Source organism: Micromonospora sp. NPDC005298, from assembly GCF_040607375.1.
In the GTDB taxonomy this organism is placed as follows: domain Bacteria; phylum Actinomycetota; class Actinomycetes; order Mycobacteriales; family Micromonosporaceae; genus Micromonospora.
Genome location: NZ_JBEXGP010000002.1, coordinates 160177 through 185966, shown reverse-complemented (window position 1 = coordinate 185966; position 25790 = coordinate 160177). Strand labels below are relative to the sequence as shown.

Annotated in this window: 28 protein-coding genes and 1 tRNA gene; 7 read left to right on the top strand and 22 right to left on the bottom strand. The window is 72.5% G+C overall.

Features of this window, described 5'->3' with window-relative positions; all coding sequences use genetic code 11:
- The first annotated feature begins 28 nt into the window (after positions 1-28).
- The 3 genes from msrA to ABZS77_RS05520 all read left to right on the top strand — a co-directional run bounded on the left by msrA (position 29) and on the right by ABZS77_RS05520 (position 2500).
- Positions 29-691, top strand: a complete 663-nt coding sequence (gene msrA / locus ABZS77_RS05530; RefSeq protein WP_354817679.1) for a peptide-methionine (S)-S-oxide reductase MsrA — start codon at positions 29-31, stop codon at positions 689-691.
- A 373-nt stretch (positions 692-1064) separates the two neighbouring features.
- Positions 1065-1994, top strand: a complete 930-nt coding sequence (locus ABZS77_RS05525) for a ribonuclease Z (protein WP_354817676.1) — start codon at positions 1065-1067, stop codon at positions 1992-1994.
- Positions 1991-2500 carry a GNAT family N-acetyltransferase gene (locus ABZS77_RS05520; RefSeq protein ID WP_354817673.1) on the top strand — a complete coding sequence of 170 codons (510 nt, stop codon included), beginning with the start codon at positions 1991-1993 and terminating at the stop codon, positions 2498-2500. Before ABZS77_RS05525 ends, ABZS77_RS05520 begins: the two co-directional genes overlap by 4 nt.
- 156 nt (positions 2501-2656) lie before the next feature.
- Here the strand turns inward: ABZS77_RS05520 and ABZS77_RS05515 are convergent, their stop codons facing one another.
- Together ABZS77_RS05515 and ABZS77_RS05510 are read right to left on the bottom strand one after the other, a co-directional pair.
- On the bottom strand, positions 2657-4027 hold the full coding sequence (locus ABZS77_RS05515; RefSeq protein ID WP_354817670.1) for a cystathionine beta-synthase: 1371 nt from the start codon (positions 4025-4027) through the stop codon (positions 2657-2659).
- A 71-nt stretch (positions 4028-4098) separates the two neighbouring features.
- Positions 4099-4455 carry a YkvA family protein gene (locus ABZS77_RS05510; RefSeq protein ID WP_139584153.1) on the bottom strand — a complete coding sequence of 119 codons (357 nt, stop codon included), beginning with the start codon at positions 4453-4455 and terminating at the stop codon, positions 4099-4101.
- Between the two features lie 150 nt (positions 4456-4605).
- On the opposite strand from ABZS77_RS05510, the gene ABZS77_RS05505 reads away from it, so the two are divergent.
- The 3 genes from ABZS77_RS05505 (at position 4606) to ABZS77_RS05495 (ending at position 7803) form a co-directional block, all read left to right on the top strand.
- Complete coding sequence (locus ABZS77_RS05505; protein WP_354817667.1) at positions 4606-5658, top strand: SGNH/GDSL hydrolase family protein; 1053 nt, start codon at positions 4606-4608, stop codon at positions 5656-5658.
- On the top strand, positions 5655-6467 hold the full coding sequence (locus tag ABZS77_RS05500; RefSeq protein WP_354817664.1) for an SGNH/GDSL hydrolase family protein: 813 nt from the start codon (positions 5655-5657) through the stop codon (positions 6465-6467). The genes ABZS77_RS05505 and ABZS77_RS05500 overlap by 4 nt, the downstream gene beginning before the upstream one ends.
- 73 nt (positions 6468-6540) lie before the next feature.
- Positions 6541-7803, top strand: coding sequence for an acetyl-CoA C-acetyltransferase (locus ABZS77_RS05495; protein WP_354817661.1), 1263 nt, complete (start codon positions 6541-6543; stop codon positions 7801-7803).
- A 2-nt stretch (positions 7804-7805) separates the two neighbouring features.
- On the opposite strand, the gene ABZS77_RS05490 is transcribed toward ABZS77_RS05495, so the two are convergent.
- From ABZS77_RS05490 to ABZS77_RS05475, 4 genes are all read right to left on the bottom strand, one after another.
- On the bottom strand, positions 7806-8126 hold the full coding sequence (locus ABZS77_RS05490) for a hypothetical protein (RefSeq protein WP_354817658.1): 321 nt from the start codon (positions 8124-8126) through the stop codon (positions 7806-7808).
- 65 nt (positions 8127-8191) lie between these two features.
- Positions 8192-8950, bottom strand: coding sequence for a Bax inhibitor-1/YccA family protein (locus ABZS77_RS05485; protein WP_354817655.1), 759 nt, complete (start codon positions 8948-8950; stop codon positions 8192-8194).
- Between the two features lie 135 nt (positions 8951-9085).
- Positions 9086-9901: a Bax inhibitor-1/YccA family protein gene (locus ABZS77_RS05480; protein ID WP_354817652.1), complete on the bottom strand. Its 816-nt coding sequence runs from the start codon at positions 9899-9901 to the stop codon at positions 9086-9088.
- 106 nt (positions 9902-10007) lie between these two features.
- A tRNA-Leu gene (locus tag ABZS77_RS05475) sits at positions 10008-10091 on the bottom strand.
- A 102-nt stretch (positions 10092-10193) separates the two neighbouring features.
- Between ABZS77_RS05475 and ABZS77_RS05470 the strand changes: the two genes are divergently transcribed.
- Complete coding sequence (locus tag ABZS77_RS05470; RefSeq protein WP_354817649.1) at positions 10194-12029, top strand: hypothetical protein; 1836 nt, start codon at positions 10194-10196, stop codon at positions 12027-12029.
- A 105-nt stretch (positions 12030-12134) separates the two neighbouring features.
- On the opposite strand, the gene ABZS77_RS05465 is transcribed toward ABZS77_RS05470, so the two are convergent.
- The 16 genes from ABZS77_RS05465 to eno form a co-directional block, all read right to left on the bottom strand.
- Positions 12135-13466: an NAD(P)/FAD-dependent oxidoreductase gene (locus ABZS77_RS05465; protein WP_354817646.1), complete on the bottom strand. Its 1332-nt coding sequence runs from the start codon at positions 13464-13466 to the stop codon at positions 12135-12137.
- Positions 13467-13569: 103 nt separating this feature from the next.
- Positions 13570-14130: a hypothetical protein gene (locus ABZS77_RS05460; protein ID WP_354817643.1), complete on the bottom strand. Its 561-nt coding sequence runs from the start codon at positions 14128-14130 to the stop codon at positions 13570-13572.
- Positions 14127-15545 carry a DUF58 domain-containing protein gene (locus ABZS77_RS05455; protein WP_354817640.1) on the bottom strand — a complete coding sequence of 473 codons (1419 nt, stop codon included), beginning with the start codon at positions 15543-15545 and terminating at the stop codon, positions 14127-14129. The genes ABZS77_RS05460 and ABZS77_RS05455 overlap by 4 nt, the downstream gene beginning before the upstream one ends.
- Complete coding sequence (locus ABZS77_RS05450) at positions 15545-16552, bottom strand: MoxR family ATPase (protein WP_354817637.1); 1008 nt, start codon at positions 16550-16552, stop codon at positions 15545-15547. The genes ABZS77_RS05455 and ABZS77_RS05450 overlap by 1 nt, the downstream gene beginning before the upstream one ends.
- Positions 16552-17139 (bottom strand): hypothetical protein, encoded by a 588-nt coding sequence (locus ABZS77_RS05445; RefSeq protein ID WP_354817634.1) that lies wholly within the window; start codon positions 17137-17139, stop codon positions 16552-16554. The genes ABZS77_RS05450 and ABZS77_RS05445 overlap by 1 nt, the downstream gene beginning before the upstream one ends.
- On the bottom strand, positions 17136-17921 hold the full coding sequence (locus ABZS77_RS05440; RefSeq protein ID WP_354817631.1) for a DUF4129 domain-containing protein: 786 nt from the start codon (positions 17919-17921) through the stop codon (positions 17136-17138). The genes ABZS77_RS05445 and ABZS77_RS05440 overlap by 4 nt, the downstream gene beginning before the upstream one ends.
- 20 nt (positions 17922-17941) lie before the next feature.
- Complete coding sequence (locus ABZS77_RS05435; protein ID WP_354817628.1) at positions 17942-18649, bottom strand: uracil-DNA glycosylase; 708 nt, start codon at positions 18647-18649, stop codon at positions 17942-17944.
- Positions 18650-18668: 19 nt separating this feature from the next.
- A complete protein-coding gene (locus ABZS77_RS05430; protein ID WP_354817625.1) occupies positions 18669-19355 on the bottom strand; it encodes a dienelactone hydrolase family protein in 687 nt (228 codons plus the stop codon).
- Positions 19356-19556: 201 nt separating this feature from the next.
- Positions 19557-20105, bottom strand: a complete 549-nt coding sequence (locus tag ABZS77_RS05425; RefSeq protein WP_354817622.1) for a hypothetical protein — start codon at positions 20103-20105, stop codon at positions 19557-19559.
- A 130-nt stretch (positions 20106-20235) separates the two neighbouring features.
- Positions 20236-21216, bottom strand: coding sequence for a hypothetical protein (locus ABZS77_RS05420; RefSeq protein ID WP_354817619.1), 981 nt, complete (start codon positions 21214-21216; stop codon positions 20236-20238).
- Positions 21213-21545 carry a PadR family transcriptional regulator gene (locus ABZS77_RS05415; RefSeq protein WP_089017691.1) on the bottom strand — a complete coding sequence of 111 codons (333 nt, stop codon included), beginning with the start codon at positions 21543-21545 and terminating at the stop codon, positions 21213-21215. The genes ABZS77_RS05420 and ABZS77_RS05415 overlap by 4 nt, the downstream gene beginning before the upstream one ends.
- 88 nt (positions 21546-21633) lie before the next feature.
- On the bottom strand, positions 21634-22563 hold the full coding sequence (locus ABZS77_RS05410; RefSeq protein WP_354819543.1) for a Ppx/GppA phosphatase family protein: 930 nt from the start codon (positions 22561-22563) through the stop codon (positions 21634-21636).
- A 47-nt stretch (positions 22564-22610) separates the two neighbouring features.
- On the bottom strand, positions 22611-23132 hold the full coding sequence (locus tag ABZS77_RS05405; RefSeq protein WP_354817616.1) for an amino-acid N-acetyltransferase: 522 nt from the start codon (positions 23130-23132) through the stop codon (positions 22611-22613).
- The gene (locus tag ABZS77_RS05400; RefSeq protein WP_354817613.1) at positions 23129-23686 is read right to left on the bottom strand and encodes a DUF501 domain-containing protein; all 558 of its coding nucleotides are present in this window, start codon (positions 23684-23686) and stop codon (positions 23129-23131) included. Before ABZS77_RS05400 ends, ABZS77_RS05405 begins: the two co-directional genes overlap by 4 nt.
- A 32-nt stretch (positions 23687-23718) precedes the next feature.
- Positions 23719-24360: a septum formation initiator family protein gene (locus tag ABZS77_RS05395; protein WP_354817611.1), complete on the bottom strand. Its 642-nt coding sequence runs from the start codon at positions 24358-24360 to the stop codon at positions 23719-23721.
- Positions 24361-24437: 77 nt separating this feature from the next.
- A complete protein-coding gene (gene eno / locus ABZS77_RS05390) occupies positions 24438-25721 on the bottom strand; it encodes a phosphopyruvate hydratase (protein WP_354817608.1) in 1284 nt (427 codons plus the stop codon).
- Positions 25722-25790: the final 69 nt, after the last annotated feature.

Genomic DNA, 25790 nt, shown 5'->3' with positions numbered 1-25790 from the left:
CTGGGAGAGGTACGAGAGGAGTCCCACCGTGTTCCTGCGCCGTATGAACGCCGAGATGGTCTCGCCCGACCAGGCCCTGCCGGGCCGCCCGATCGCCATGCCGGTCGCCGACCGGCACGAGGTGCTGGGCACCCCGCTCAAGGGTCCCTTCCCCGAGGGCCTTCAGGTGGCCGTGTTCGGGATGGGCTGTTTCTGGGGCGCCGAGCGGCTGTTCTGGACGCTGCCCGGCGTGTACACCACCTCCGCCGGCTACGCCGGTGGCATCACCAAGAACCCGACGTACGAGGAGACGTGTTCCGGCCGCACCGGGCACGCCGAGGTCGTCCAGGTGGTCTACGACCCCAGCAAGATCACGTACGAGGACCTGCTGAAGGTCTTCTGGGAGAACCACGACCCGACCCAGGGCATGCGCCAGGGCAACGACGTGGGCACCCAGTACCGGTCGGCGATCTACACGACGACCGACGAGCAGCGGGCCATCGCCGAGTCGTCCCGGGACGCGTTCCAGCCGATCGTGACGCGGGCCGGCAAGGGCGAGATCACCACGGAGATCGCCCCGCTCGGCAGCTACTACTTCGCAGAGGACTACCACCAGCAGTACCTGGCCCCGACGAAGAACCCGAACGGCTACTGCAACCACGGCCCGAACGGGCTGAGCTGCCCGGTCGGCGTGGCCCGCGTCGGCGGCTGACCACCGCCACCCGCACCGGCATGATGCCCGGCCGCCTATATGAGGCGGCCGGGCATTCCCATCTGACCCTGTGATCGAAATCCGTTGCCGAGCCCGCCGGGAACTCGATAACGTGGCCGTACACGTGAAGGGAGGTGGTCCAGACTTGTATAGCAATCGGACTCGTGAGGTGGCTGTCCGCTAGCCGCTGTCCTCGACAGTGAACGGTTCGCCGAAAGGCGGGCAACCAGCACCATCGTCGAGACCGTGTGGCAGCGGTGCGGCGAATTCCAGGCAGCCACCCGACCCCCGGGGCGCCGGCCCAGTCCAGCCGGCCCGCGCGACAGCGCGGAGCGCCCCGGGGGTCGCTTCATATCCGAAAGAGGGCCGGCCGATGTCGATGCGCGAGCTGGTGGTGCTGGGGACGGCCAGCCAGGCGCCGACCCGGCAGCGCAACCACAACGGGTACGTGTTGCGCTGGGACGACGAGGTGATCCTCTTCGACCCGGGAGAGGGCAGCCAGCGGCAGCTCCTGCACACCACGGTCACCGCCACGGACCTGACCCGGATCTGTGTCACGCACTTCCACGGCGACCACTGCCTGGGGCTGCCGGGCACCATCCAGCGACTCTCCCTGGACCGGGTGGCGCAGCCGGTGGCCGTGCACTTTCCGGCCGGCGGCGCCGAGTACTTCGCCCGGCTGCGGCACGCCACCTCGTTCTACGAGACCGCCGAGCTGGCGGTGACCCCGATCGAGACCGACGGGCAACGGATCGCGCTGAGCTGCGGCTTCCTGGAGGCACGCCGGCTGCGGCACCCCATCGAGACGTACGGGTACCGGCTGGTCGAGCCGGACGGTCACCGGATGCTGCCGGAGAAGCTCGCCGCGTACGACATCGCCGGGCCGGCCGTCGGCGAGCTGATCCGCGTCGGGCACCTCGACCTCGACGGACGCCGCGTCACCCGGGACGAGGTGAGCGTGCCCCGGCCGGGGCAGCGGTTCGCCTTCGTGATGGACACCGGCCTCTGCGACGGGGTGTACGCCCTCGCCGAGCACGCCGACCTGCTGGTCATCGAGTCGACGTTCCTGGAGTCGGAGGCCGCGCTCGCCGCCGAGGTCGGCCACCTGACCGCGGCGCAGGCCGCCCGGGTGGCAACGGAGTCCGGGGTACGCCGACTCGTGCTCACCCACTTCTCCCAGCGCTACCCCGACCCGCGCCGGTTCCACGACGAGGCGCGCGCCCACTTCGACGGTGAGCTGATCATCGCCGAGGACCTGACGACGGTGCAGGTTCCGCCGCGCCGGGTACCCTCGGCCGGGTGACCGTCACGCTCCGTCCCGCGACCGGTGACGACCTGATGGGGGTGGGTGCGCTGCACCAGCGTTCCCGGGTCGCCGCGTACTCCGCCTTCCTGCCGGCCGAGGCCCTGGCCGACCCGACGCCGGAGGCGATGGGGCGGTACTGGGTCGAGCGGTGGCAGTGGGAGCGGGACAACCACCGGATGACCGTGGCCGAGCGGGCCGGAACGGTGGTCGGGTTCAGTTACCTGGGCCCGGACGACGAGGACGACCCAGCGACCGGGCTGCTCAACGCGATCCACCTCGACCCCGGTGAGCAGGGCCGGGGCACCGGCCGCGCCCTGATGGTGGACGCGCTGGACGCCATGCGCGCGCTGGGCTGGCGCCGTGCGGTGCTCTGGGTGCTCAAGGACAATGCGCACGCCCGCGCCTTCTACGAGCGGGGCGGCTGGACACCGACCGGCGCGAAGCGCGAGGAGCACATCGGCACGGCCCGGACCCCGCAACTGCGCTACGCCCGTCCGCTCTGAGCAGCGCTCACCCACCGCCCTTTGCTCTGCCTACCTGTAGGCACCAGCGACGCGGATGGCTGCGATGGTGCATATACGTATGCAGAGCAAAGGGAGCGGCGGGCTCACCTGGTGTCCCGCCCACGGGCGGGACACCAGGTGGGACGCCGGGCGAACTCAGTGGGCGCCGAGGTGGGCCAGCAGGTCCTGGCGGGTCAGGACGCCCTTCGGCTTGCCGTCGACCAGCACCAGCGCCGCGTCGGACTTCTCCAGCAGGCCGACGGCCTCGCTCACCGGCTGCCCCCCACCGATCATCGGCAACGGATCGGCCATGTGCCGCTCGATGGTGTCGTGCAGGTGCGCCTGACCGGTGAACAACGCGTCGAGCAGGTCCCGCTCGGCGATCGACCCGGCGACCTCACCGGTCACCACGGGCGGCTCGGCCTTGAGCACCGGCAGCTGCGAGACGCCGTACTCACGCATGTAGTCGATCGCGTCGCGGACCGTCTCGGTCGGGTGCACGTGCACCAGCTCGGGCAGCCCACCCGGCTTGCTGGCCAGCGCGTCGGCCACCGTCGGCTCGGCGCCGGAGTTGTCGAGGAAGCCGTACCGGGCCATCCACGAGTCGTTGAAGATCTTCGACAGGTAACCTCGGCCGCCGTCCGGCAGCAGCACCACGATCACGTCGTCCGGCCCGGCCCTGCGGGCGACCTCCAGCGCGGCGACCACTGCCATCCCGCAGGAGCCGCCGACCAGCAGCCCCTCCTCGCGGGCCAGCCGCCGGGTCATCTCGAAGGACGCCTTGTCCGACACCTCGACGATCTCGTCGGCCACACCCCGGTCGTACGTCTCCGGCCAGAAGTCCTCGCCGACGCCCTCCACGAGGTACGGGCGACCGGTGCCGCCGGAGTAGACCGAACCCTCCGGGTCTGCCCCGATGATCTTCACTCGACCGTCGGAGGCCTCCTTCAGGTACCGCCCGATGCCGGAGATCGTGCCACCGGTGCCGACACCCGTCACGAAGTGGGTGAGCCCGCCCTCGGTCTGCTTCCACAGCTCCGGACCGGTGGTCTCGTAGTGCGAGCGCGGGTTGGCCGCGTTGCTGTACTGGTCGGGCTTCCAGGCGCCGGGGATCTCCCGGGTCAACCGGTCCGAGACGTTGTAGTACGAACGCGGGTCCTCCGGGGCGACGGCGGTCGGGCAGACCACCACCTCGGCCCCGTACGCCCGCAGCACGTCCTGCTTGTCCTGGCTGACCTTGTCCGGGCAGACGAAGACACACTTGTAGCCCTTGAGCTGGGCCACCAGGGCCAGCCCGACGCCGGTGTTGCCGCTGGTCGGCTCGACGATGGTGCCGCCGGGCTTGAGCAGGCCGGCGGCCTCGGCGTCCTCCACCATCCGCAGCGCGATCCGGTCCTTCACCGAGCCGCCCGGGTTCACGTACTCCACCTTGGCGAGCACGGTGGCCTGGATGCCCTCGGTGACGTTACGCAGACGTACCAGCGGGGTGTTGCCGATCATGTCGACGACGTTGTCGTAGTACTGCACGGTGTGCCCTTCGTTGCGGCGCCGGCGACGGCGGCCGGGCAGACGTTTCCTCCCGCCAAGCGTACGTGTCGTCAGGGCACCAGGCCCCCTGGGATGACCGAGCTGCGGCGGGCCTCCCACTCCAGGAAGCGGTCGGTCTCGGCGAGCACGCTGCCGGCCAACCAGGTGATCATGACCGCGTCGTCGGCCAGCCCGAAGATCGCCAGCGGGATCTCCGGCAGCAGGTCGATCGGCGAGACGATGTACGCCGTCGCCGCCGTCATCAGGGCCAGCCGGAGACCACCGTCGTACTCGCCCCTGGTGGTGGCCCTGATCATCCGGGGCAGCGCCGCCAACCGGGTGCCCAGCGACGGGCCCCCGCGCGCCCCGGCAGCAAGTGCCCGGGCCAGTGCCGTGAACGCCGCACTGCGCTTCAGTGTCTTACCCATCGTCGCGCTCCTCTCCGCCGGATCAGCGTGGCGGGTCGGCGCAAGTCGGCCGGCCTCCCCCGTACTGGTACCCCGTGGCGTCGGTTTCCAGGCACCCGGGTGGCGTCACGACGACAGCGGCGTGTCGGGCCGGCGCGATAATGTCGCTGTATGGGGGTGGCTGGTTTCGTCGTACCCGTAGGTCCGCGCTGGCGACAGGCCCGGCGGGTCGCCCGCCTGGCGGCCATCTGGACGGGCGCCACCGCGGCGGCCGCCATGGCGACCGGCGGGGTGCTGCTCGGCCAGGCCCGGCAGGCCCGGCGCACCATCCCGATGGCCGAGGCCCCGCCGCCGCGCTGCGACGGGGTGTACGGCGCGAAGTTCCCCGGCCCCGCGCTCACCATGGTCGTGCTCGGCGACTCGTCGGCGGCCGGCTACGGGGTGCACCGCCGCCGGGAGACCCCCGGGGCGCTGCTCGCCACCGGCCTGTCGCGCCGGCTGCACCGGCCGGTGCACCTGCACCGCTTCGCCGTGGTCGGCGCCATCTCGTCGGCGCTGCGGCACCAGGTGGAGGCGGCGTTGGAGCACCAGCCGGACATCGCGGTGATCCTCATCGGCGGCAACGACATCACCAACCGCACGCCGCGCGGGCTGGCCGTGCGGTACCTGGTCGAGGCGGTGCACACCCTGCGGGACGAGGGGTGCGAGGTGGTCGTCGGCACCTGCCCCGACCTGGGCGCGATCCGGCCGATCCAACCGCCGCTGCGCTGGCTGGCGCACCGCTGGAGCCGGCAGCTCGCCGCAGCCCAGACGGTGGCGGTCGTGGAGGCGGGCGGCTGGACTGTCTCCCTCGGTGACCTGCTCGGTCCCCGGTTCGCCGCCGAGCCGGCCCGGATGTTCGCCTGGGACCGGTTCCATCCCTCCGCCGAGGGGTACGCGATGGCCGCCGCCGCCCTCCTGCCGACGATGCTCTCGGCACTGGGCGCCGGGCAGGAAAGACGGGCTACACAGGCGCGCGGCGAGGGCGTACGGTCGCTGCCTGAGGCCGCGCAGGAGGCGGCCCGGCACCCCGGCACCGAGGTCAGTGGCACGCAGGTCCGGGGCCACGACCGAGGTCCGGCCGGCCGGTGGGCGCAGTTGCGCCGCCGGGCGTTCTTCGGTGTCGGCGCGGTGCCGCAGCGCGGCTCCGCCCCGGACGCCTCGACAGTGGAGGGACTGGCATGAACGAGCGCAGCGGGCGGGACGTGACCGCCGGCCTCCCCGGCCGACTGGGTCGGGCGGCGGCACTCTCGCTGCTCGCCGGCACGGTGGGCGGGGCCGCCGTCCTGGCCGGTGAGGCGTTCGCGGCCCGTCACCGGCGGTACGCCCAGCCGGAACTGGGGTTGGCGTTGCGCGCCACGGTCGGTCGGGCCGGTGCGGCGCCGCTGCGGCTGGTGCTGCTCGGCGACTCGTCGGCCCTGGGCGTGGGCGTGGAACGCCTGGAGGACACGATCGGCGGGCAGTTGGCCCACCTGCTCGCCGAGGGGCCGGCCGGCCGTCGGGTGCACCTGTCGAGCGTCGGTGTCTCCGGTTCCCGTTCGACTGACCTGGCCACCCAGGTGGCCCGCGCCCTGCTCGGCGAGCGGCCCGACGTGGCGTTGATCCTGATCGGCGCGAACGACGCCACCGCGCTGCGCCGGCCGGCCGACGCGGCGGCGTACCTGGGGGCGGCGGTGCACCGGCTCCGGGAGGCGCGGGTCGAGGTGGTGGTGGGCACGTGCCCCGATCTCGGGGCGGTACGGGCGATCGCTCCCCCGCTGCGCCAGGTGATCGGCTGGTCCGGCCGGCGGATGGCCCGCGCGCAGACCCTGGCCGTGCTGGACGCCGGTGGCACCGTGGTCGACCTGGCCACCGAGACCGGGCCGGTGTTCCGGGCCGACGCGGGGACGCTCTGCCACGACGGCTTCCACCCCTCGGCCGACGGCTACCGGGTGTGGGCGCACGCGCTGCTGCCCGCCATCGCGGCGGCCGCCGCGGTCGCCTCGCGGCGCTAGGCCCCGGGTGGGGTGACATTTCCCGCCGCGCTCGCTTCTTCCCGCCATGTTACCGGCGGGTTAACGTTGGTCCATGCCGATTGAGTCGTCCCGCGACGCCGTCATCGTCGCCACCGCCCGCTCCCCCATCGGCCGGGCGCACAAGGGGTCCCTGCGCGACGTCCGCTCCGACGACCTCGCCGCGACAATCGTCCAGGCCGCACTGGACAAGATCCCCCAGCTCGACCCGACCACCATCGACGACATCTACCTCGGGTGTGGCCTGCCCGGTGGCGAGCAGGGCTTCAACATGGCCCGCGTGGTGGCCACCCTGCTCGGGCTCGACACCGTGCCCGGCGCGACGCTGACCCGCTACTGCGCGTCCTCGTTGCAGACCACCCGGATGGCCCTGCACGCCATCCGCGCCGGAGAGGGCGACGTCTTCGTCTCCGCCGGTGTGGAGATGGTCTCCCGGTACGCCCGGGGCAGCTCCGACGGTTTGCCGCCGGAGGCGCAGGCCCTGGTCGGCGGCGGTTGGGAGAACCCGCGGTTCGCCGAGGCCGCCGAGCGCTCCAAGCGACGCGCGCAGGGCGGCGCCGAGGTGTGGACCGACCCGCGCGAGTCCGGTGAGCTGCCGGACATCTACCTGACCATGGGGCAGACCGCCGAGAACCTGGCCCAGGTGTACGACGTGACCCGCGCCGACATGGACGAGTTCGGCGTCCGCAGTCAGAACCTCGCCGAGAAGGCCATCGCCGACGGTTTCTGGGCCCGGGAGATCACCCCGGTCACCACGCCGAACGGCACGGTGGTGAGCACCGACGACGGTCCGCGCGCCGGCGTCACCCTGGACGCCGTCTCCGGCCTGAAGCCGGTGTTCCGCCCGGACGGCCGGATCACCGCCGGCAACTGCTGCCCGCTCAACGACGGCGCCGCCGCCGTGGTCGTGATGAGCGCCCAGCGGGCCGAGGAACTCGGGTTGACCCCGCTGGCCCGGATCGTCTCCACCGGCGTGACCGCGCTGTCGCCGGAGATCATGGGCCTCGGCCCGGTCGAGGCGTCCCGGCAGGCACTGCGCCGGGCCGGCATGACCATCGACGACGTCGACCTCGTCGAGATCAACGAGGCGTTCGCCGCGCAGGTCATCCCCTCCTACCGGCAGTTGGGCATCCCGCAGGAGAAGCTGAACGTGATGGGCGGCGCGATCGCCGTCGGCCACCCGTTCGGCATGACCGGCGCCCGGATCACCGGCACCCTGCTCAACGCGTTGGAATGGCACGACAAGACCATCGGCCTGGAGACCATGTGCGTCGGCGGCGGACAGGGCATGGCCATGGTGCTTGAGCGGCTGAGCTGAGCTCAGAGCGCTCCGCGGGTCGCCGTCACCTCGGCGGCGGCCCGCGCCAGCACCTCGTCAGCCGGCCCGGCGGCCACCAGGTCGGCCGTCACCACCCGTAGCTGGTCGGGCAGGGCCAGGTCGTTGTCGAGCCGGGGCACCACCCGGCGCGGCTGCCCCTCGACGTCGGCGCCCAGGTTGGCGATCTCCTGCACGAGACGGTGCACCAGGTCGGCGCGGGGCACGTTGCCGGTGGTCGCGGTCGCCGCCCAGCGCGGCTGCTCCCAGTGCCCGACCTGGCCGACCAGCCGCCGCACAGCCTGACCCAACTCCGTAGCGCTCATCGGCGCCGAGTCTACGGCCGGCACGGGTCACGACGGGCCTGGGCCGGTCAGGACGCAGGTACCGGTCAGCGACGCAGGTAGCTGAGCAGCCGCAGCAACTGCCAGTACAGGAACACCAACCCGGTGAGCAGGCCGAACGCGCTCAGCCAGGCGAACCGGCGGGGCCGACCGTCGCGTACCGACCGTTCGACGAGGTCGAAGTCGAGGATGAAACTGAACGCCCCGGCGATGATCGCCACCACCGAGAAGGCGTACGGCAGCCAGCCGACCTCCCCGCTGGCGCTGTAGACCTCCAGTCCGGGCCGTCCGGAGATCAGGTACGACACCAGGTTGACGACGCTGAGCACGACGATGCCGAGCAGCGTGCCGATCACCAGACGGGCAAGCCGGGGCGTCGCCCGGATGATCCGGGCCCGGTAGAGCGCCGCCATGCCGAAGAAGACACCGAACGTACCGGCGACCGCCTGCACCACGATGCCCGGGTAGATCTGCTCGAAAGCCCGGCTGGCCACCCCCAGCAGCAGCCCCTGGAGCAGGGCGTAACCGACGATCGGGACCGGGTTGGTGATCCGGCGCAGGGAGATGACCAGGACCAGCGCGATCGACGCCAGGGCGCTGCCGGCAAGCGCGGCACCCAGCCACACCGCGTCGGGGATCACCACCCAGGACACCGCGGCGGCCACCCCGGTGACGAGCAGCAACCCGACGGTACGGACCACCACGTCGTCGACGGTCATCGGCTCGACGTCGCGGGCGCCGAGCACCCGGGACTCCAACCGGCCGGTCTCGTCCAGCCGGTTGAGCACCGGGTTGTTGCTGCGCACCGCCGCCTCCTTCGCCCGCGTACCCCTCGCAGTCACTCTGCCCCGGGCGGGCCGGCGGCGGCGGGCAAACGGCGCGGACGACGGCGCCCGCCCCCACGAGAGCGGGAGCGGGCGCCGGTCGAGGTGCGGACGAGGTCAGTCGTCGCCCTGGAAGTAGCTCAGCAGGCGCAGGATCTCGATGTAGAGCCAGACCAGGCTGACCAGGATGCCGAACGCGGCCACCCAGGAGTAGCGCTGCGGCAGGCCCATCCGGACGCCGTCCTCGACCTCCTTGAAGCTGAGCACGAAGCTCAGCGAGGCGACCACGATGCAGACCAGGCTGAAGCCGATGGCCAGCGGGCTGCCGTCGCGCAGACCCGTGTTGACGCCGAACAGCGCCAGCACCAGGTTGATCATCATGACGGCGAAGAGGCCGACCATCGCCGCGATCATGCCCTTGACGAAGGCCGGGGTGGCGCGGATGACCTTCGCCTTGTAGAGCATGGCCATCAGGAAGAAGATGCCGAAGCTCGCCACGGCGGCCTGGAGCACGATGCCGTCGTAGCGCGTCTCGAACGCCTTGCTGACCATGCCGACGAAGACACCCTCGACGACCGCGTACGCGATGACCAGCGCCGGGTTCGCCATCCGGGAGAACGAAATGATCAAGCCGAGGACGAGGCCGACCACCGCCGCGCCGATCCAGGCGGTGCTGACCAGCGAGTCGGGCACGAGCACCCAGGCCGCCGCGGCGGTGATGCCGAGGATGCCGAGCAGGGCGACCGTCTTGACGACCACGTCGTCGATCGTCATGGGGGCGACGGTCGGCGGTGCGGCCGGGTAACCGGCCTGGGAGGGGTACTGCTGGGGAATGCCGGGCTGTCCGTACGGCCCGGCCGGGGCGTACCCGGCGGAGCGCTCCCGCTCGGCCGCCTGGCCGAGCCGGGCGAGCACCGGGTTCGAGGTCTTCACTGTCTGGCCTCCCTCAGGGGGTCGTTTGCACGTGAACGTGCCCTCCAAGAGTAAACGGCGCTGCCAAGTCCTGGTGATCACGAATGAGAAAGCGCACGAGGCCCACTGGTGCCCGGGGCGGGGGTCGAACCCGCACGCCTTGCGGCAGCCGCTTTTAAGGCGGCCGTGTCTGCCGTTCCACCACCCGGGCGGGGTGGCACCGGCGCGCCGACACGCACGGTGCAGTGTCACCGTAGCCGGTCTGCGGCGACCCGACGTACCCCGCCGGGCTTGCCACATTAGGGTCGATGCCGTGAGCAGCGCAGCCCCCACGGCCCCCGACGCCGCCCCTGAGCAGGCCTTGCGCCTCGCCGATCAGGGCAACCGGCGGCCTCTGGCCGTCCGGCTGCTGACCGCCGTGCGTCGCCGTCGGGGGGACCTGGTGGTCGCCCTGCTCTTCGTGGTGCTGGCCGGTTGGCTCACCCACGGGCTGTGGCCCGACCCGGGTGGCCGCACGCTGGCGCTCAACCCGGAGGACCAGGCCCTCTACGAGTGGTTCCTCGCCGTCGACGCGCGAGCGCTGCTGGGTGACTTCGGGCTGCTCACCGACCGGCTCAACGCCCCGGACGGGGTCAACCTCATGGCCAACACGACGGTCATCGCACTCGGCGTCGTCTGCGCACCGGTCACCCTTCTGCTCGGTGCTCCGGTCACCTTCGCGCTGCTGGCCGCCGCCAACCTGGCCGGCACCGCGCTCGCCTGGTACCTGCTGTTCCACCGGACGCTGCGCGCCCGCCGGCTCGCCGCCGCGCTCGGTGGCGGGCTGTGCGGCTTCGGCCCCGGGATGGTGTCGCAGACCAACAGTCACCTGCACATGACCGCCCAGTGGCTGGTACCCGTGATCGTCTGGCTGGTGGTCCGGCTGCTGCGGGCGTCCGACCCCGGGACGACGACGCTCGGCGGACCGGACCGGCGGCGCGTTCTCAGCTCCGCGGCCGGCCTGGCCGCCGCCGTCACCGTGCAGGTCTTCGTCGGCGAGGAGGTGCTCTTCCTCGCCGCCGTGGCCCTCTTCGTGATGGCGGTCAGCTACGCGCTCACCGACCGGGACCTGACGCGGCGGACGCTGCCCACCTTCGCCGCCGGGCTGGCCGTCGCCGCCGGGTTGGCGCTGCTCGTGCTCGGCTATCCGCTGTGGTTCCAGTTCGCCGGCCCGCAGGGCGTCGCCGACGGGATGTTCAGCCCCGCCTACTTCTCCGCCGACCTGAGCAGCTGGTGGACGGTCTCCCCGCTGTCGGTGCTCGGCAACGACGAGTCCGCGCGGCTCACCACCGGCCCGTCGGAGTACAACACCTTCCTCGGCTGGCCGCTGCTGCTGGCCGCCGTCGCCTGCGCCTTCTGGGCCGGTCGACGGCGACTGGTGCTGGCCTGCGTGGCCGCCGGGCTCGTGATGGGGGCCCTGTCGCTCGGCCCGGAGGTGGTGCTCGGCGGCACCCGCACCGCGCTGCCCGGCCCGTACGCCCTGCTCGCCGGGCTGCCCGTGGTGGACGGGGCGCTGCCCATGCGGTTCGGCCTGGCGCTCCTGCCGATCGTCGCGACGCTGCTCGTCCTGGCGGTCGACCGGGCGTTGCGCGGCACCGGTCGGGTCCGACGGTTCGTGCCGCTGGCCGTGATCGCCGCGCTGCTGCCGATCTTCCCGACGCCGCTGCCGACCGCCGAGCGGCCCCCCGTGCCGGAGTTCATCACCGGCGGAGGGTGGCGGCAGTGCGTCAAACCCGGCGGGGTGCTGGTCCCGGTGCCGTTGCCCACGCCGAAGGAGCCGTGGCCGATGCGCTGGGCGGTCGCCGCCGACGCCGAGTTCGGGATGCCGGAGGGTTTCTTCATCGGCCCGTACGGTCGGGGCGGCACCGCGGCGATGGGCACCTTCAAGCAGCCCACCTCGGCGCTGCTGGCGGACGTCGCGCGGCGTGGCGACCAGCCGGCCATCGGGGACGAACAGCGTCGACAGGCTGCCAAGGACGCCGACTTCTGGGGCGCGTCCTGCGTGGCCCTGCCCGACGGAGCCCCGCACGCGGAGAGCCTGAAGGCGACCCTGGAACAGCTCTACGGCAAGCCCACCAGAATCGCCGACGCCTGGACCTGGCGGGTCTGAAACCCCCCACAAACGCCGCCGATCTTGCACTTTTCGCCCCGGCAAGCCCCTACGGAAGGGGCATGACGGCGTACGAAAGTGCAAGATCGGCGGGGTGGTGCGGGGTTAGACGCGGGGGGCGCCTACCGGCTGGGACGCCTCCACGAACTCCTCGCGGGGATCGTGCAACTGGCCCAGGGCGACCACCTCACGCTTGAGGAAGAACGCCAGCGACCAGTCGACCACCACCCGGACCTTGCGGTTGAGCGACGGGATCCGGCTCATGTGGTACGTCCGGTGCATGAACCACGCCGGCCAGCCGGTCATCTTGATCCCGTACACCTGGGCGACGCCCTTGTGCAGGCCGAGGCTCGCCACGCTGCCGACGTGCTTGTGCTTGTAGTTGACCGGCTCGCGGCCCCGGATCACGTTCGCGATGTTGTCGGCCATCCGCGCCGCCTGGCGCACCGCGTGCTGGGCGCTCGGCGAGCAGAAGTTACCGGGCTCCTTGGTGAGGTCGGGCACCGCGGCGCAGTCGCCCGCGCTCCACGCGCCCTCGATCACCCGGTCGCCGTCGACCACCTGGAGGGTGGGGATGCAGGTGACCCGCCGGCGATCGTCGCGCGGGAAGTCCGTGGCGTCGAGCATCGGCGACGGCTTCACGCCCGCGGTCCAGACGATCGTGTCGGAACGGAAGCTGTCACCGTCGGACAGCTTGACCACGCCGTCGACGCAGGACTCCAGCCGGGTGTCCAGTCGGATGTCCATGTTCCGCTTGAGGAGCTGCTGCACCGTGTAGGCGCCCATGTCCCGGTCCACCTCGGGCAGCACCCGCTGGGTCGCCTCGACGAGCACCCAGCGCATGTCCTCCGGCTTCAGCTCCGGGTAGTAGCGCAGCGCGTCACGGGCCATGTCCTCCATCTCGGCGAGCGCCTCGATGCCGGCGTAACCACCGCCGACGAAGGTGAAGGTCAGCGCCGAGCGGCGGACGTCCGGGTCCGGGGTGACGGCGGCGACGTCCAGCCGGTCCAGGACGTGGTTGCGGAGGTAGATCGCCTCGCCGATGGTCTTGAACCCGATGCCCTGCTCGTGCAGGCCGGGGATCGGCAGCGTCCGGGACACCGAGCCCGGAGCCACGACCACGTGGTCGTACGCGATCTCCCGGGCCGGGCCGATGATCGGCTGCACGGTGGCCACCTTGCGGTCGTGCTCGATGCGGGTGACCGTGCCGGCCACCACCTTGCACCGGCGCAACTCCCGCCGCAGCGGCACCACGGAGTGCCGCGGGGAGATGTTGCCCGCCGCAGCCTCGGGCAGGAACGGCTGGTAGGTCATGTGCGGCTGGGGGTCCACGACGATGACCTCAGCCTCACGGGAGCTGAGCTTCTTCGACAGGCGCAGGGCGGCGTACAGACCGACGTGCCCGGCACCCACCACAAGGATCCGCTTCGGATTCACGTCATCTATCTTTCCCCGGCCTGCTCAGGTAATCCCGCTCGCGCCCCCCATCTGTGACGGAGCACAACCCCTGTGACCTGCGTAACCCTGCTGCCCCACCGGGCTACCTGCGGCGCAGCAGCCAGCCCAGCAACGCGGCGGTACCCACCGCGACCAGCAGTCCGAGCACCGTGACCCACTGGTGGCCGGTCTCGCCGCCCAGGCCGGCCACCTGCACCAGCAGCACCGCGAGCACCGCGGAACCCAGCAGCACCGCGCCGGCCCGCAGCAGCCAGCGGACGATCAGATCCGGGTCCACCACCGCGTCGTAGGGCAGCAGCGCGGCCAGCGCGCACAGGGTGTGCCCCAGGTAGAGCAGCGCGGCGATGGCGAGCAGCCGCCAGAGCGCCACCGGCCGGCCGTACCCGTCGGTGGCGAGCAGCCAGCCGCCCACCGTGACGAGAGCCGTGAAGGTCGACCAGACGCGGCGGGGCCCGACCGCGGGCAGCAGCGCGGCCACCGTCAGGAAGAGCAACGGCCGCCCGGGCAGCACCTCGGCGGGGAACGCCAGCGCGAACCCGGCCAGCACCGTGACGAAGATCCCGCCACGGACCAGCAGTGGTACCAGACTGATCCGGCCGAAGGCGGCCTGGGCCGCCCGGACCCGCTCGGCGACGGCGTTCACCGGCCACCCACCCTCGGAGCGGTGGCCAGCCGGGCCACGTCGCGCAACACCTGGTCCAGGCTGCCGGCGCCGGCCCACGGCACCACCGGTACGCCGTGCTCCCGCAACTGGCCGATCATGGTCTCCCGGTCCAGCCGCCATAGGCGGTACGCCACCTCCGCCCAGCCCCGGTCCTTCGGGGGCGCCAGGTCGGCCGGCAGCGTGTCGACGGCCACCACGAACCGTCCGGCGCGGGCCAGCCGGGCCAGCATCTGCGCGGACCGCTCGTCCAGCAGCGGCGTGAGCACCACCACCAGCGCGTCCGAGGAGAGCAGCTGCGGGCCAAACACCTGGTCGTACGGCTCGTGCGGGGACGAGTCGGCACGGACGTCGAGCAGCCACTCCAACACCGTCAGGTACTGCCGGCGGCCGGCGGCCGGGCGCAGCCGTCGCGCCCCCGGCCCGTACTCCAGCAACGACACCCGGTCGCCCCGGTGCAGGTAGTGCTCGGCGATCGCGGCGGTGGCCCGCACGGTGGTGTCCAGCACCGAGGCGGCACCGCCCACCCCGCCGGAGCGCCCGGCCTCGGCGAGCACGTCGAGCAGTACCACCACCTCGGCGTCCCGGTCCGAGAGGGTGGCCGCGACGTGCAGCTGCCGGGCGCGCAGGGACACCCGCCAGTCGATGCGGCGCAGCCGGTCGCCGGGAGCGAAGATCCGTACGCCGGCCAGCTCGCCGCCCTCGCCGGGCCGGCGGGAGTGGTGCGCTCCGACCAGGCCGGCCGCCCGGGGCATCGCCTCCACCGCCTCGAACGGCTCGGTGCGCGGGTAGACCCGCACCCCGACCGGCTCGGTGATCACCGCGCGGGAGACCAGCAGGCCGCCCGCCGTGGCGACCCGGGCGCCCGCCGGCCCGACCGGATGCCGGCCCCAGCGCAGGGCCCGGCCGGCGAGTTCCAGGTCCACGGCCGCGCCGGTGGGCACCGACGTCACGAACGGCCGGTCGGCGGCGGACCGGCCGGCCGGCGCCGCTTCCACCGCCGTCGGCGCGTCGTCGGCGGACGCCGTACCGGCGAAGCCCGCGCGGTCGATCCGCAGCCACGGCGACACCCGGGACCGCACCACCACCAGGTCGTAGTCGACCGTGTCCGGGTTGCCGACGCTCACCGCCGCCGCCACGTCGCCGCCCTCGACCAGCGGACCGTCGTCGCCGGGACTGATCCAGACCTGCGGCAGCGCGGTGGGCCGGCGGCGCAGCGCGTACGCGGTGCCGAGCGCGAACGGCGCCGCCAGCACGATCAGGTCGACCCGCCCCAGCAGCACCCCCGCCACCAGCAGCAGGCCGGCGAGCAGCACCGCCCGGCCGAGCGCCCGGGTGGGCGCCCAGCCGGCGGCCGGCTCCGGCTCGGCAGCGTGCGGCACGGTCGATCCGGTCATCAGTGCCGGGGCCCGCCGGCGGCGTAGCTCGGCAGCGCACCGCTGGCCGGCGCGGGCGTGGCGTCCAGCACCTCGCCGACCACGAACGCCGGGTCGACGCGGCGCAGCCACATCTCCGGGCGCAGCGTGATCCGGTGCGCGAGCGCGGGCGCCGCCACCTCCTTGACGTCCTCCGGCACCACGTAGTCCCGACCGCCGAACACGGCGCGGACGCGGGCCAGCAGCAGCAGCGCCAGCGAGCCGCGGGGCGAGGCCCCGACCAGCACCGACGGGTGCTCCCGGGTGGCCGCGGTGAGAGCCACGATGTACCGGCCGATGGAGTCCTCCACCACCACGTCCTCCAGGGCGGCCTGCATCGCCCGCAGGGTGGCCGCGTCGACCACCGGCTTGATGTCGGCCTCCTCGCGGCGGCGGCTCATCCGGCGGCGCAGCACCTCCCACTCCTCGTCGCCCTCCGGGTAGCCGAAGGAGACCCGCAGCAGGAAACGGTCGAGTTGCGCCTCGGGCAGCGGGTACGTGCCCTCGTACTCGATGGGGTTGGCGGTCGCCAGGACGTGGAACGGCTCGTCCAGCTTGTACGTCACGCCCTCCACCGAGACCTGCTTCTCCTGCATCGCCTCCAGCAGCGCGGACTGCGTCTTCGGTGGCGTCCGGTTGATCTCGTCGGCGAGGAGCAGGTTGGTGAAGACCGGCCCGGCCCGGAAGGTGAAGTCGCCGTTGCGCTGGTCGTACAGGAAGGAACCGGTGACGTCGGCGGGCAGCAGGTCCGGGGTGAACTGGAGGCGGCGGAAGTCCAGCCCGAGCGCCTGCGCGAAGGAACGCGCGGTGAGCGTCTTGCCGAGCCCCGGCAGGTCCTCCAGGAGCACGTGCCCGCCGGCCAGGATGCCGGCGAGGACCAGCTCCAACGCGTCCCGCTTGCCGACCACGACGGTGCCGACCGCGTCCAGCACCGCCCGCGCCAGGTGGCCGACCTCGGCGGCGGGCATGGTCCGGTCCACGTCGTTCATCAGATCTTCTCCAGTTCGGCGACGATCGCCGCGACGTCGCGCGGCGACGGGGGGCGGCGGGAGGGGGTGGAGAGGAAGCTCCAGAGCTGGTCACCGAGCAGCGCCCGGGCGCGGGTCGGATCGGATTCGCGGGTGAGGCCGTGCCGCTGGCGCAGCCGCTCGTCGGCGAGCTCGCCGAGGCGGGGCAGGATCCGTTCGGTGAACCGTTCACGGTTGCCCGACGACCAGTCCAGGGGCCGTTCCCAGCCGTTGATCGCCGCGCGCAGGGCGTCCCGCGAGGTCCAGTGGTAGCTGCCGTCCTCCTCGCCGGTGGCCATCCGGCGGGCGGGCGGCGCGGGGGGCGGCGGCGCGAGCAGGGCGGTGACCCGGCGAACCGCGAGTACGGCGAGCACCCCGGCGACCAGCACCGGAAGCGAGACCTGGAGCCCGACCGCGCGGAGGCCGACGAGCAGCACCGCGACCACCCCGGCGGCGACCGCGAGCGAACGCAGCACCGGACGGAACCGTGAGCCCCGCTCCTGCGGGCCGGCCGGTGCCGCCTCCTCCTCCTCGAAGGCGAGCAGGTCGTCGATGCTGGTGCTGCTCACGAACCCACCGCCACCGTCAGCTCGCCGCGCAACCGACGCAGCGCGGAGCGGGCCTGGTCGCGGGTGCGTTCGTCGACCGGGCGGGTCGCGTACCGGGCCTCGCGGTAGACGTACGCCAGCTCGGCCAGCACGTCGGCGCTGACGATCGCCGGCACACCCGCAGCCGGGTCACCGCGCAGCAGCCGGCTGACCAGGTCGGTGGGGGTGTCACCGGCACGTCGGGGAACACCCGCCGTGGCGGCGGCCTCCTCCAGACGCACCCAGCAGGCGATCACCGCCACCCGGGGGTCGGTGTCCCGGTCGTCGAGGTCCACCAGACCGGCGTCGAGCGCGGCGACGACCTCGCGGGCGGCGCCCTCGGCCGTACGCCTGGAGAACTGCGCGGGCAGCGCCCGGGTCGCCCGGCGGCGCCGCAGACCGCGCAGCAGGATCCAGCCCAGATAGCTGAGGGCGGCGAGGATGGCCAACCCGAGCAGCACCATCGCCACGGTCGCGATCCACTGCGGGATGTGCGCCTGGGTCGCCTCACCGGCGTCGCGCGGCTCCACCGGGATCGACGGTGGCGGCTCGGCTGTCGGGTACTCCGGAACCCACGGCACCTGTTCCACAGGCGGGATCCGGCTGGCCCCGATCGACGAGTTGCCGGACGCCAGCGCGGCGCCGGCGAGCAGGACGGCGATCACGCCAACCGGCCACCAGCGGCGCAGCAGGCCGACCGCCGGTCGCAGCACCCCCTGCTCGGCAGCCGGGTACGGCGTGGGCGGGCGCGTACCGTCAGTCATTGCCACCGCCCCACGCGTTCTCAGTCCACTCGGGCCAACTGCTTGGCCCGGCCGAAGACATCGTCAAGCATCTCTGGTGTCAGCCGCCCGGTGAAGGTGTTCTGCTGGCTGACGTGGTAGCAGCCGAGCAACTCCGGCGCGCCCGTTGCGGACCAGTGTGCCCCATGGCCGAACGCCGGTCGCGGGCTGGGCGGGCGCTGCCCGTACACCTGGCGCAGCACCGGCCACCACGCGGCCCAGGCGAACGCGCCGAGCGCGACGCGCAGGGTGGGCCGGATCAGCGTGACCTCGCGGTGCAGCCAGGGAGCGCAGGTGTCGCGTTCGTCCGGGGTGGGCTTGTTGTCCGGCGGCGCGCACCGCACGGCCGAGAAGATCCGCAGGTCGCGCAGGGTCAGACCGTCGTCGCTGGCGACGCTCGTCGGCTGGTTGGCGAGCCCGGCGCGATGCAGGGCGGCGAACAGCACGTCGCCCGAGCGGTCACCGGTGAAGATCCGGCCGGTGCGGTTTCCGCCGTGCGCGGCGGGCGCCAGCCCGAGGATGGCGATCCGCGCGTCGGCGGTGCCGTAGCCCGGGACCGGCCGACCCCAGTACTCCTGGTCGCGGAAGGCGGCCCGGCGGGTGCGGGCCACCTCCTCCCGCCACCGGACGAGCCGTGGGCAGGCGGAACAGTCGCTCACGGCCGCGTCGAGATCGGCCAGGTCGGTCGCCCGCGCTGCGCGGGCGACCACCTGCTCGGGGGTACGCGACTCAGCCAAGCTTGGCCCGGAAGAGTTCCAGGGTCCGGGCCCAGGCGCTGGCGGCGGCACGCTGGTCGAACGCCTCCGGCCGGTCGTCGTTGAAGAACGCGTGCGAGGTGCCCGGGTAGTCGTAGAGGTGGCAGGTGCCACCGGCCTCCTCGATGGCCCGGCGGGCGGTCTGCACGCCCTCGGCGGTGGAGGTGCCGTCCTCTTCGGAGCAGTGGATGACGGCGGCCTTGCCGGCGTAGTCGGCCCAGTCGGGGCGCATCGACTCCCACGGCAGCACCGGGTAGAAGCCGGCGGCGGCGACGATCCGCTCGGAGATGGTTGCCGACCAGAGGGCCAGGCTGCCGCCGGCGCAGAAGCCGGCGGCGCCGACCTTGCCGGTGACCTCGGGCCGCTCGGCGAGGTAGTCGGCCGCGCCGGCGATGTCCTTGGCCGCCTCGTCCATCCGCATCGCCAGCAGCAGCCGCTGCGCCTCGTCCGGCTCGCTGGTGGTCTCACCGTGGTAGAAGTCCGGTGCGAGGGCCACGAAGCCGGCCTCGGCGAACCGGTCCGCCACCGAGCGGATGTGCGGGACCAGGCCCCACCATTCCTGGATGACGATGACCGCGGGACTGGCCGTGCCGCTGGCGGGTATCGCGAGATACCCCTCGCTCGTGCCCCCGTTGCTCCGGTAGCGCACCATCTCGCCCATCGGCCGTCCTCCTAGCGGTCAGTCATCGTTGGCTGGTCGCCCAGTGGTCCTACGTGCCGGTAGCCTGCCACGCCTGACGTCCGGCGGGAAGACGCGCGAACAGTGGCGTTCACCTCCTGTTCGGCTGCCGATGACTGCGGGTACGCCGACGGCGGCGAGGATTCCTCCCCGCCGCCGCCGTCGTCGAGCGTTGACGTTCGGTCAGACCTTCTTGGTCAGGCAGAGCACGTAGCCCGTCTTGCCCGGCTCGATGTTGTAGAAGACGTAGCCCTCGTCGCCCTCCTTGAGGAACTGCTCACACGAGGTGGGCGCCTTGGCCTGCGCCTCGGTCTGCCCGTCAACCCGACCGACCACGTTGTACGCCGCCTCGGTGGAGGTGCAGGAGACGACCTTGGCGCCGTCGACCTTCTCCTCCTTGGTGCCGGTGACCTCGGGAAGCTCCGCGATGCAGTCACCGGCCTTGGCGTCGGCGGTCTCGTCCTTGTTGAGGAAGTTGCCGATCGCCGAAGCGATGCCGAACTTCAGGCCGGCGATGACGAGGACCACGACGATCGCGCCGATGATGCCCAGCGCCTTCTTCGCGCCGGACTTCTTCGCCTCCGGCTCGACCGGCTGCGGCGTCTCGACGGCGGGCTGCGGCGTCTCGACGGCGGGCTTCGCCGTCTCGTCGGCCGGCTGCTGCGGCGTCTGGTCGTCCGGCTGCTGCGGCGTCGAGTCGGGGGCGGAGGACGGTGCGACCTGCTCTGGCACGGGGGTTCCTTCCGAGGGGTTGATGAGCAGACGACACCGTAACGATCATTGATTTTCGGTGCCGTCCCGCTCGCCTCGTCCGTTCAGCTATTTCCCAGCTTCCCCCACATGATCCAGTTCACATGGTCGGTCAGCCCGTCGGGGTCGGCGTTGGAGGCATAGCCGGAGTCGCCGGGGGCGTGGTGGTCGCCGTCGGGGTGGTCGACGGGGTCACGCCGGGCTCCGGCGTACCGGTCGGCGTCGGGACGGCCGCGCCCGGCGCCCGGTGACCGAAGGGCGCCTGGTCGACGCAGTACGGGTAGGGCCGCAGCAGCGGATTGCCGTCCTCGTCGATCGGGCTGGAGCAGTCCGGGTAGCCCAGCCGGATCGGGTTGCCGTTCTGGTCGAACAGCCGGGCGTTCTCCACCAGGCGGCCCTCGCTGTCGTAGACGAAGACGTCCCGGACCTGGCTGTACTGACTGTCGACCGAAGTCTGGTCGTAGTAGTAGTCGTCGTAGCCGAGCCGGTCCTCGGCGTTGACGAGCGCGACCAACGCGAAGGCCACAAGCACCGCACTGCCGACCTGCACGGCCGAACGCGGCCAGCGGGCCAGCCCGCCGGAACGGCGACCGAGCCAGATCGAGGCGAGCACGAAGCCGACAAGCATGAACAGGCCGGCGAGCAGCTCGCCGCCGAACCGGGGCAGCAGCCCGATGCTGCCACCGGTGGACATCACCGTGACAAGCATCGCCGCGAGGTAGCCACGCAGGACCCACCAGGCGGGCCGCAGCAGCCGCAGGAACTCGCTCGCCGTCTCGTACCCCAGGGCGGGGCCGAGCCGGGTGTCGATGGCGCGTAGCTGGCCGCGGACCTGGACCAGTGCGGTGGCGACCCGCTGGTCCAGGTTGCGTCCACCGCCTCCGGTCGCGCCGGCCGCGGAACGCAGCTCGGCGGCGTACGTCTCGGGCTCGCCCAACCGCTCGACGAGGGTGCCGTCGGTCTCGGCGGCGAACTCGGCGAGATGGTCGGCCAGATCCTCGGTCAGCTCGTCGCGCTGGGCGGGCGGCAGGTCGGCCAGGGCGGCCCGGACCCGCGCCACGTAGTCGGTGATGTCCTGCCCCGTGACGGTCATGCCGCCATCCCCCGATCGTCGAGCAGACTGTCCATGGTGGTGGCGAACGAGCGCCAAAGCTTGCCGGAGCGGGTCAACTGGTCGCGCCCGGCGGCGTTCAGTGCGTAGTATTTGCGGTGCGGCCCGGATTCGCTCGGCACGACGTACGTGGTGAGCAGGCCGGCGGCGAAGAGGCGGCGCAGGGTGCCGTAGACCGAGGCGTCGCCGACCTCCTCCAGCCCGGCCTCGCGGAGCCGGCGCAGGATGTCGTAGCCGTAGCCGTCCTCCTCCCGGAGCACGGCGAGGACGGCGAGGTCGAGCACGCCCTTCAGCAACTGTGTGGTGTCCACGCAGTGCACACTACTGTGCAATGCGAAATACCGTCAACGATCCGGCCCCCGACACACGGGATTAACGTCGATCAGGGCCGCGCGCGGCCTACTGGAGGCTCCAGGCGATGCCGTCGAGGATGTCGTGCTCCGAGGCGACCACCGACGGCATCCCGGCCCGCTCCATGATCACGCGGAGCACCAGCGCGCCCGCGCCGATCACGTCGGCCCGACCCGGGTGCATCACCGGGATCTCCAACCGCTGCGCGCTGGTACGACCCAGCAGGTCAGCGGTCACCCCGGCCACCGCCTCGTACGACACTCGGGCGTGGTGGATGCGCTCCGGCTCGTACCCCTGGAGGCCCTGCGCGATGGCGACCACTGTCGTGACCGACCCGGCGAGACCGACGAGCGTGGCGGCCTGACGGCCGGGCACCACCGCGAGCGCCCGGTCCACTGCGGCCGCGATGTCGGACTGCGCGGCCGCGACCTGCTCGGGCGTCGGCGGGTCACCCGCCAGGTGACGCTCGGTCATCCGGACACAGCCGATGTCCACCGAGATCGCCGCCCCCACCCCGGCGGCCCGGTCGCCCACCACGAACTCGGTCGACCCACCACCGATGTCGACGACCAGGAACGGCTCCTTCGCGTCGGCCGGCAACCCGCGCACCGCGCCGGTGAACGACAGCCGGGCCTCCTCGTCGCCGCTCACCACCTCGGGCTCGACCCCGAGGGTGGCCCGCACCATGTCGGTGAAGTCGGCCGCGTTCGCCGCGTCCCGGGAGGCGGAGGTGGCACACATCCGCACCCGCTCGGCGCCCAACTTCTCGATGTCGGCGGCGTACGACGCGAGCGCCACCCGCGTCCGCTCGATCGCCTCCGGCGCGAGCCGGCCCGTCCGGTCCACACCCTGCCCCAGCCGGACGATCTCCATCCGCCGGGTCAGGTCGGTCAACGGCGCCTGCGGACCGGCCGACGCCTCGGGCAGATCGGCCACCAGCAGTCGGATCGAGTTGGTCCCGCAGTCGATGGCCGCCACACGCGTCGTCACCCCGCCACCCTACGACAGCCCGGTGCCGGCCCGGATCACAGGCGCAGCAGCATCCGGCTGTTGCCGAGCGTGTTCGGTTTCACCCGCTCCAGGTCCAGGAACTCCGCGACACCCTCGTCGTACGAGCGCAGCAACTGCTCGTACACCGGCTGCGGCACCGGAGCGCCGTCAATCTCCCGGAAACCGAACGAGCCGAAGAACCGCGTCTCGAAGGTGAGCACGAAGATCCGCGCCACGCCCAATTCGCGGGCCGCATCGATCAGCTCACCCACCAGCCGGTGACCGATCCGGCGGCCCCGGCAGGACGGATCCACCGCCACCGTACGGATCTCGGCCAGGTCCTCCCACATCACGTGCAGCGCACCGCAGCCCACCACCACGCCGTCGTCGGCGCGGACCGCCACCCGGAACTCCTGCACGTCCTCGTACAGGGTGACGGTGGCCTTGCTGAGCAGCCGCCTGTCGTCGGTGTACGTGTCGACGAGCCGCCGGATGCCCCGCACGTCACCGGTGCGGGCGCGCCGCACCAGGATCTGACCCTCGACCTGCGCTGTCATTCGGCGGGAGGCACGTCCACGCACGGACCGGCCGACCACCAGGGCTCGACCAGTTCCAGCGTCTCGTCGCCGAACGGGTTCACACCCGGTCCCGCGCCGAGCGCGTGCCCCAGGTGCACGTGCAGGCACTTCACCCGGCCCGGCATGCCGCCGGCCGAGATCCCGGCGATCTCCGGTACCTCACCGATCGCCTCCCGGCGGGTGAGGTAGTCCTCGTGTGCCGCCCGGTAGTGGGCGGCCAGTTCGGGATCCGTCGTCAGCCGGTCCGCCATCTCCTTCATCAGCCCCGCCGACTCCAACCGGCTGCACGCGGCGGTGGCCCGGGGACAGGTCAGGTAGTAGAGCGTCGGGAACGGGGTGCCGTCGGCGAGGCGCGGCGTCGTCTCCACCACGTCCGGCAGGCCGCACGGGCAGCGGTGCGCCACCGCCCGGGTGCCCCGGGGCGGGCGGCCGAGCTGCGCGGCCACCGCGGCCAGGTCGGCCTCCGTGGCCGGTTCCCGCTTCGGCGGAGGTACGGAATCCGCCGCCGGCTCCGACGGTGGTACGACAGTCACGGTGCCCATCTCTCCTGGTGCTGGTCGGTTGGTCACTTGCCCGGCTGCTGGTTGTCCGCCGCCTGCACGCTGGACCACAACGTGTCGTACCAGGTGGTCGGGCCCGCGTCGGTGGCCGGACCGGCCGACTTCCCGGCGTCCCGGGCGGCGCCCTCCGGATCGTGCAGGACCACCATCATCTTCTCGCCCGGCCGACCCATGAAGAAGCGTTCCCGGGCCTTGGTCTCGATGAACGCCTTGTCCTTCCACTTCGCGGCCTCGGCGGCGAGCTTGGCGATCTCCTCCTCCTGCACCGCCTGCGCGGCCTCCATCCGCTCGATGTCGGCCTGCTGGTCCAGGTAGACCCGCACCGGATAGGTGTACGCGAGGGCGAGCGCGATCAGCACCGCGAAGAGCACAGTGGCCCGGCCGGTGAAGCGACGGGGATGAGGTGCGGAAAGCCGCTTGACGGCGCCACCGGCGGCGGTACGCCGAGCGGCGGCCGGCCGGTTCGCCGAGCGCACACCGTCGGCGCCCCGGGCCGCGCCCGGCGCCCGGCCTGCCGCACCCCGCGACTCGGCGCGTACACCGGTCTCCCGGACCGACCCACGGGTGGCCCGGCCGCCACCCGGCCGGCCGGACTGACCCGGCCGGCGGGCGGGACGCTGACCACCCGGTGTGCGCCGCTGCTGCATCGTCACACCCCTCCCCCGAGGCTTCGTGCTTACAGAGGTTGCCGGGAAGCCCCGCGGTGGGGCTTCCCGACCACGTCTCAGGCCGAACGGTAGCGCGGGAACGCTCCGGCACCCGCGTAGCGCGCCGCGTCGGCCAGCTCCTCCTCGATCCGGAGCAGCTGGTTGTACTTGGCGACCCGGTCCGAGCGGGCCGGCGCGCCGGTCTTGATCTGACCGCAGCCGGTGGCCACCGCCAGGTCGGCGATGGTGGTGTCCTCGGTCTCGCCGGAACGGTGGCTCATCATGCACTTGAAGCCGGCCCGGTGGGCCAGGTCCACCGCGTCCAGGGTCTCGGTCAGCGAACCGATCTGGTTGACCTTGACGAGGACGGCGTTCGCCGCCTTCTCCGCGATGCCGCGGGCGATGCGCTGCGGGTTCGTCACGAACAGGTCGTCGCCGACGATCTGCACCCGGTCGCCGATCGAGGCGGTGAGCGTCTGCCAGCCGGTCCAGTCGTCCTCGGCCAGCGGGTCCTCGATCGACACGATCGGGTACTCGTCGGCGAGCTTGGTGTAGTAGGCGCTCATCTCCTCGGCGGACTTCCCGGCACCCTCGAAGGTGTACGTGCCGTTCTCGAAGAACTCCGTCGCCGCCACGTCGAGCGCGAACACGATGTCGGTGCCGAGCCGGTAGCCGGCCTTCTCGACGGCCTCGGCGATCAGGTCCAGGGCTGCCGCGTTGGTCGGCAGGTTCGGCGCGAAGCCGCCCTCGTCGCCGAGCCCCGTGGACAGGCCCTTCTTCTTCAGCACCGACTTGAGCGCGTGGTAGACCTCCGCACCCGAGCGCAGCGCCTCACGGAACGTGGGCGCGCCGATCGGCGCGATCATGAATTCCTGGATGTCGACGTTCGAGTCGGCGTGCGCGCCACCGTTGAGGATGTTCATCATCGGCACCGGCAGCAGGTGCGCGTTCGGGCCGCCCAGGTAGCGGAAGAGGCTCAGCTCGGCGCTGCCGGCGGCGGCCTTCGCCACGGCCAGGGAGACGCCGAGGATGGCGTTCGCGCCCAGCTCCGACTTGCTGTCGGTGCCGTCGATGTCGAGCATCTTCTGGTCGATGAGCCGCTGCTCGCTGGCCTCGTACCCGATGATCTGGTCGACGATCTTGTCTTCGACGTTGGAGACCGCCTTCTCCACGCCCTTGCCCTGGTAGCGGTCGGCGTCACCGTCGCGCAGCTCGATCGCCTCGAACGCGCCGGTGGAGGCGCCGGAGGGCACCGCGGCGCGGGCCACCGTGCCGTCGTCCAGGCCGACCTCGACCTCGACCGTGGGGTTGCCCCGCGAGTCGAGAATCTCCCGGGCGACGATTCCCTCGATGGTTGCCACTGAGTCGCTCCTCGTTGTTGTGATCCGGTCCGTGGGTGGGCCGCGACGGTGCGGCTGAGGCAGGTGTTG

Coding starts and splice junctions, on each gene's coding strand:
- ABZS77_RS05420 (WP_354817619.1), bottom strand. CDS start 21,216: ATGACCGTCACGGGGCAGGACATCACCGACTACGTGGCGCGGGTCCGG.
- ABZS77_RS05490 (WP_354817658.1), bottom strand. CDS start 8,126: ATGAGCGCTACGGAGTTGGGTCAGGCTGTGCGGCGGCTGGTCGGCCAG.
- ABZS77_RS05455 (WP_354817640.1), bottom strand. CDS start 15,545: ATGACCGGATCGACCGTGCCGCACGCTGCCGAGCCGGAGCCGGCCGCC.
- ABZS77_RS05395 (WP_354817611.1), bottom strand. CDS start 24,360: ATGCAGCAGCGGCGCACACCGGGTGGTCAGCGTCCCGCCCGCCGGCCG.
- ABZS77_RS05525 (WP_354817676.1), top strand. CDS start 1,065: ATGTCGATGCGCGAGCTGGTGGTGCTGGGGACGGCCAGCCAGGCGCCG.
- ABZS77_RS05440 (WP_354817631.1), bottom strand. CDS start 17,921: ATGACTGACGGTACGCGCCCGCCCACGCCGTACCCGGCTGCCGAGCAG.
- ABZS77_RS05430 (WP_354817625.1), bottom strand. CDS start 19,355: ATGGGCGAGATGGTGCGCTACCGGAGCAACGGGGGCACGAGCGAGGGG.
- ABZS77_RS05505 (WP_354817667.1), top strand. CDS start 4,606: ATGGGGGTGGCTGGTTTCGTCGTACCCGTAGGTCCGCGCTGGCGACAG.
- ABZS77_RS05405 (WP_354817616.1), bottom strand. CDS start 23,132: ATGACAGCGCAGGTCGAGGGTCAGATCCTGGTGCGGCGCGCCCGCACC.
- ABZS77_RS05510 (WP_139584153.1), bottom strand. CDS start 4,455: ATGGGTAAGACACTGAAGCGCAGTGCGGCGTTCACGGCACTGGCCCGG.
- ABZS77_RS05495 (WP_354817661.1), top strand. CDS start 6,541: ATGCCGATTGAGTCGTCCCGCGACGCCGTCATCGTCGCCACCGCCCGC.
- ABZS77_RS05450 (WP_354817637.1), bottom strand. CDS start 16,552: ATGAACGACGTGGACCGGACCATGCCCGCCGCCGAGGTCGGCCACCTG.
- ABZS77_RS05500 (WP_354817664.1), top strand. CDS start 5,655: ATGAACGAGCGCAGCGGGCGGGACGTGACCGCCGGCCTCCCCGGCCGA.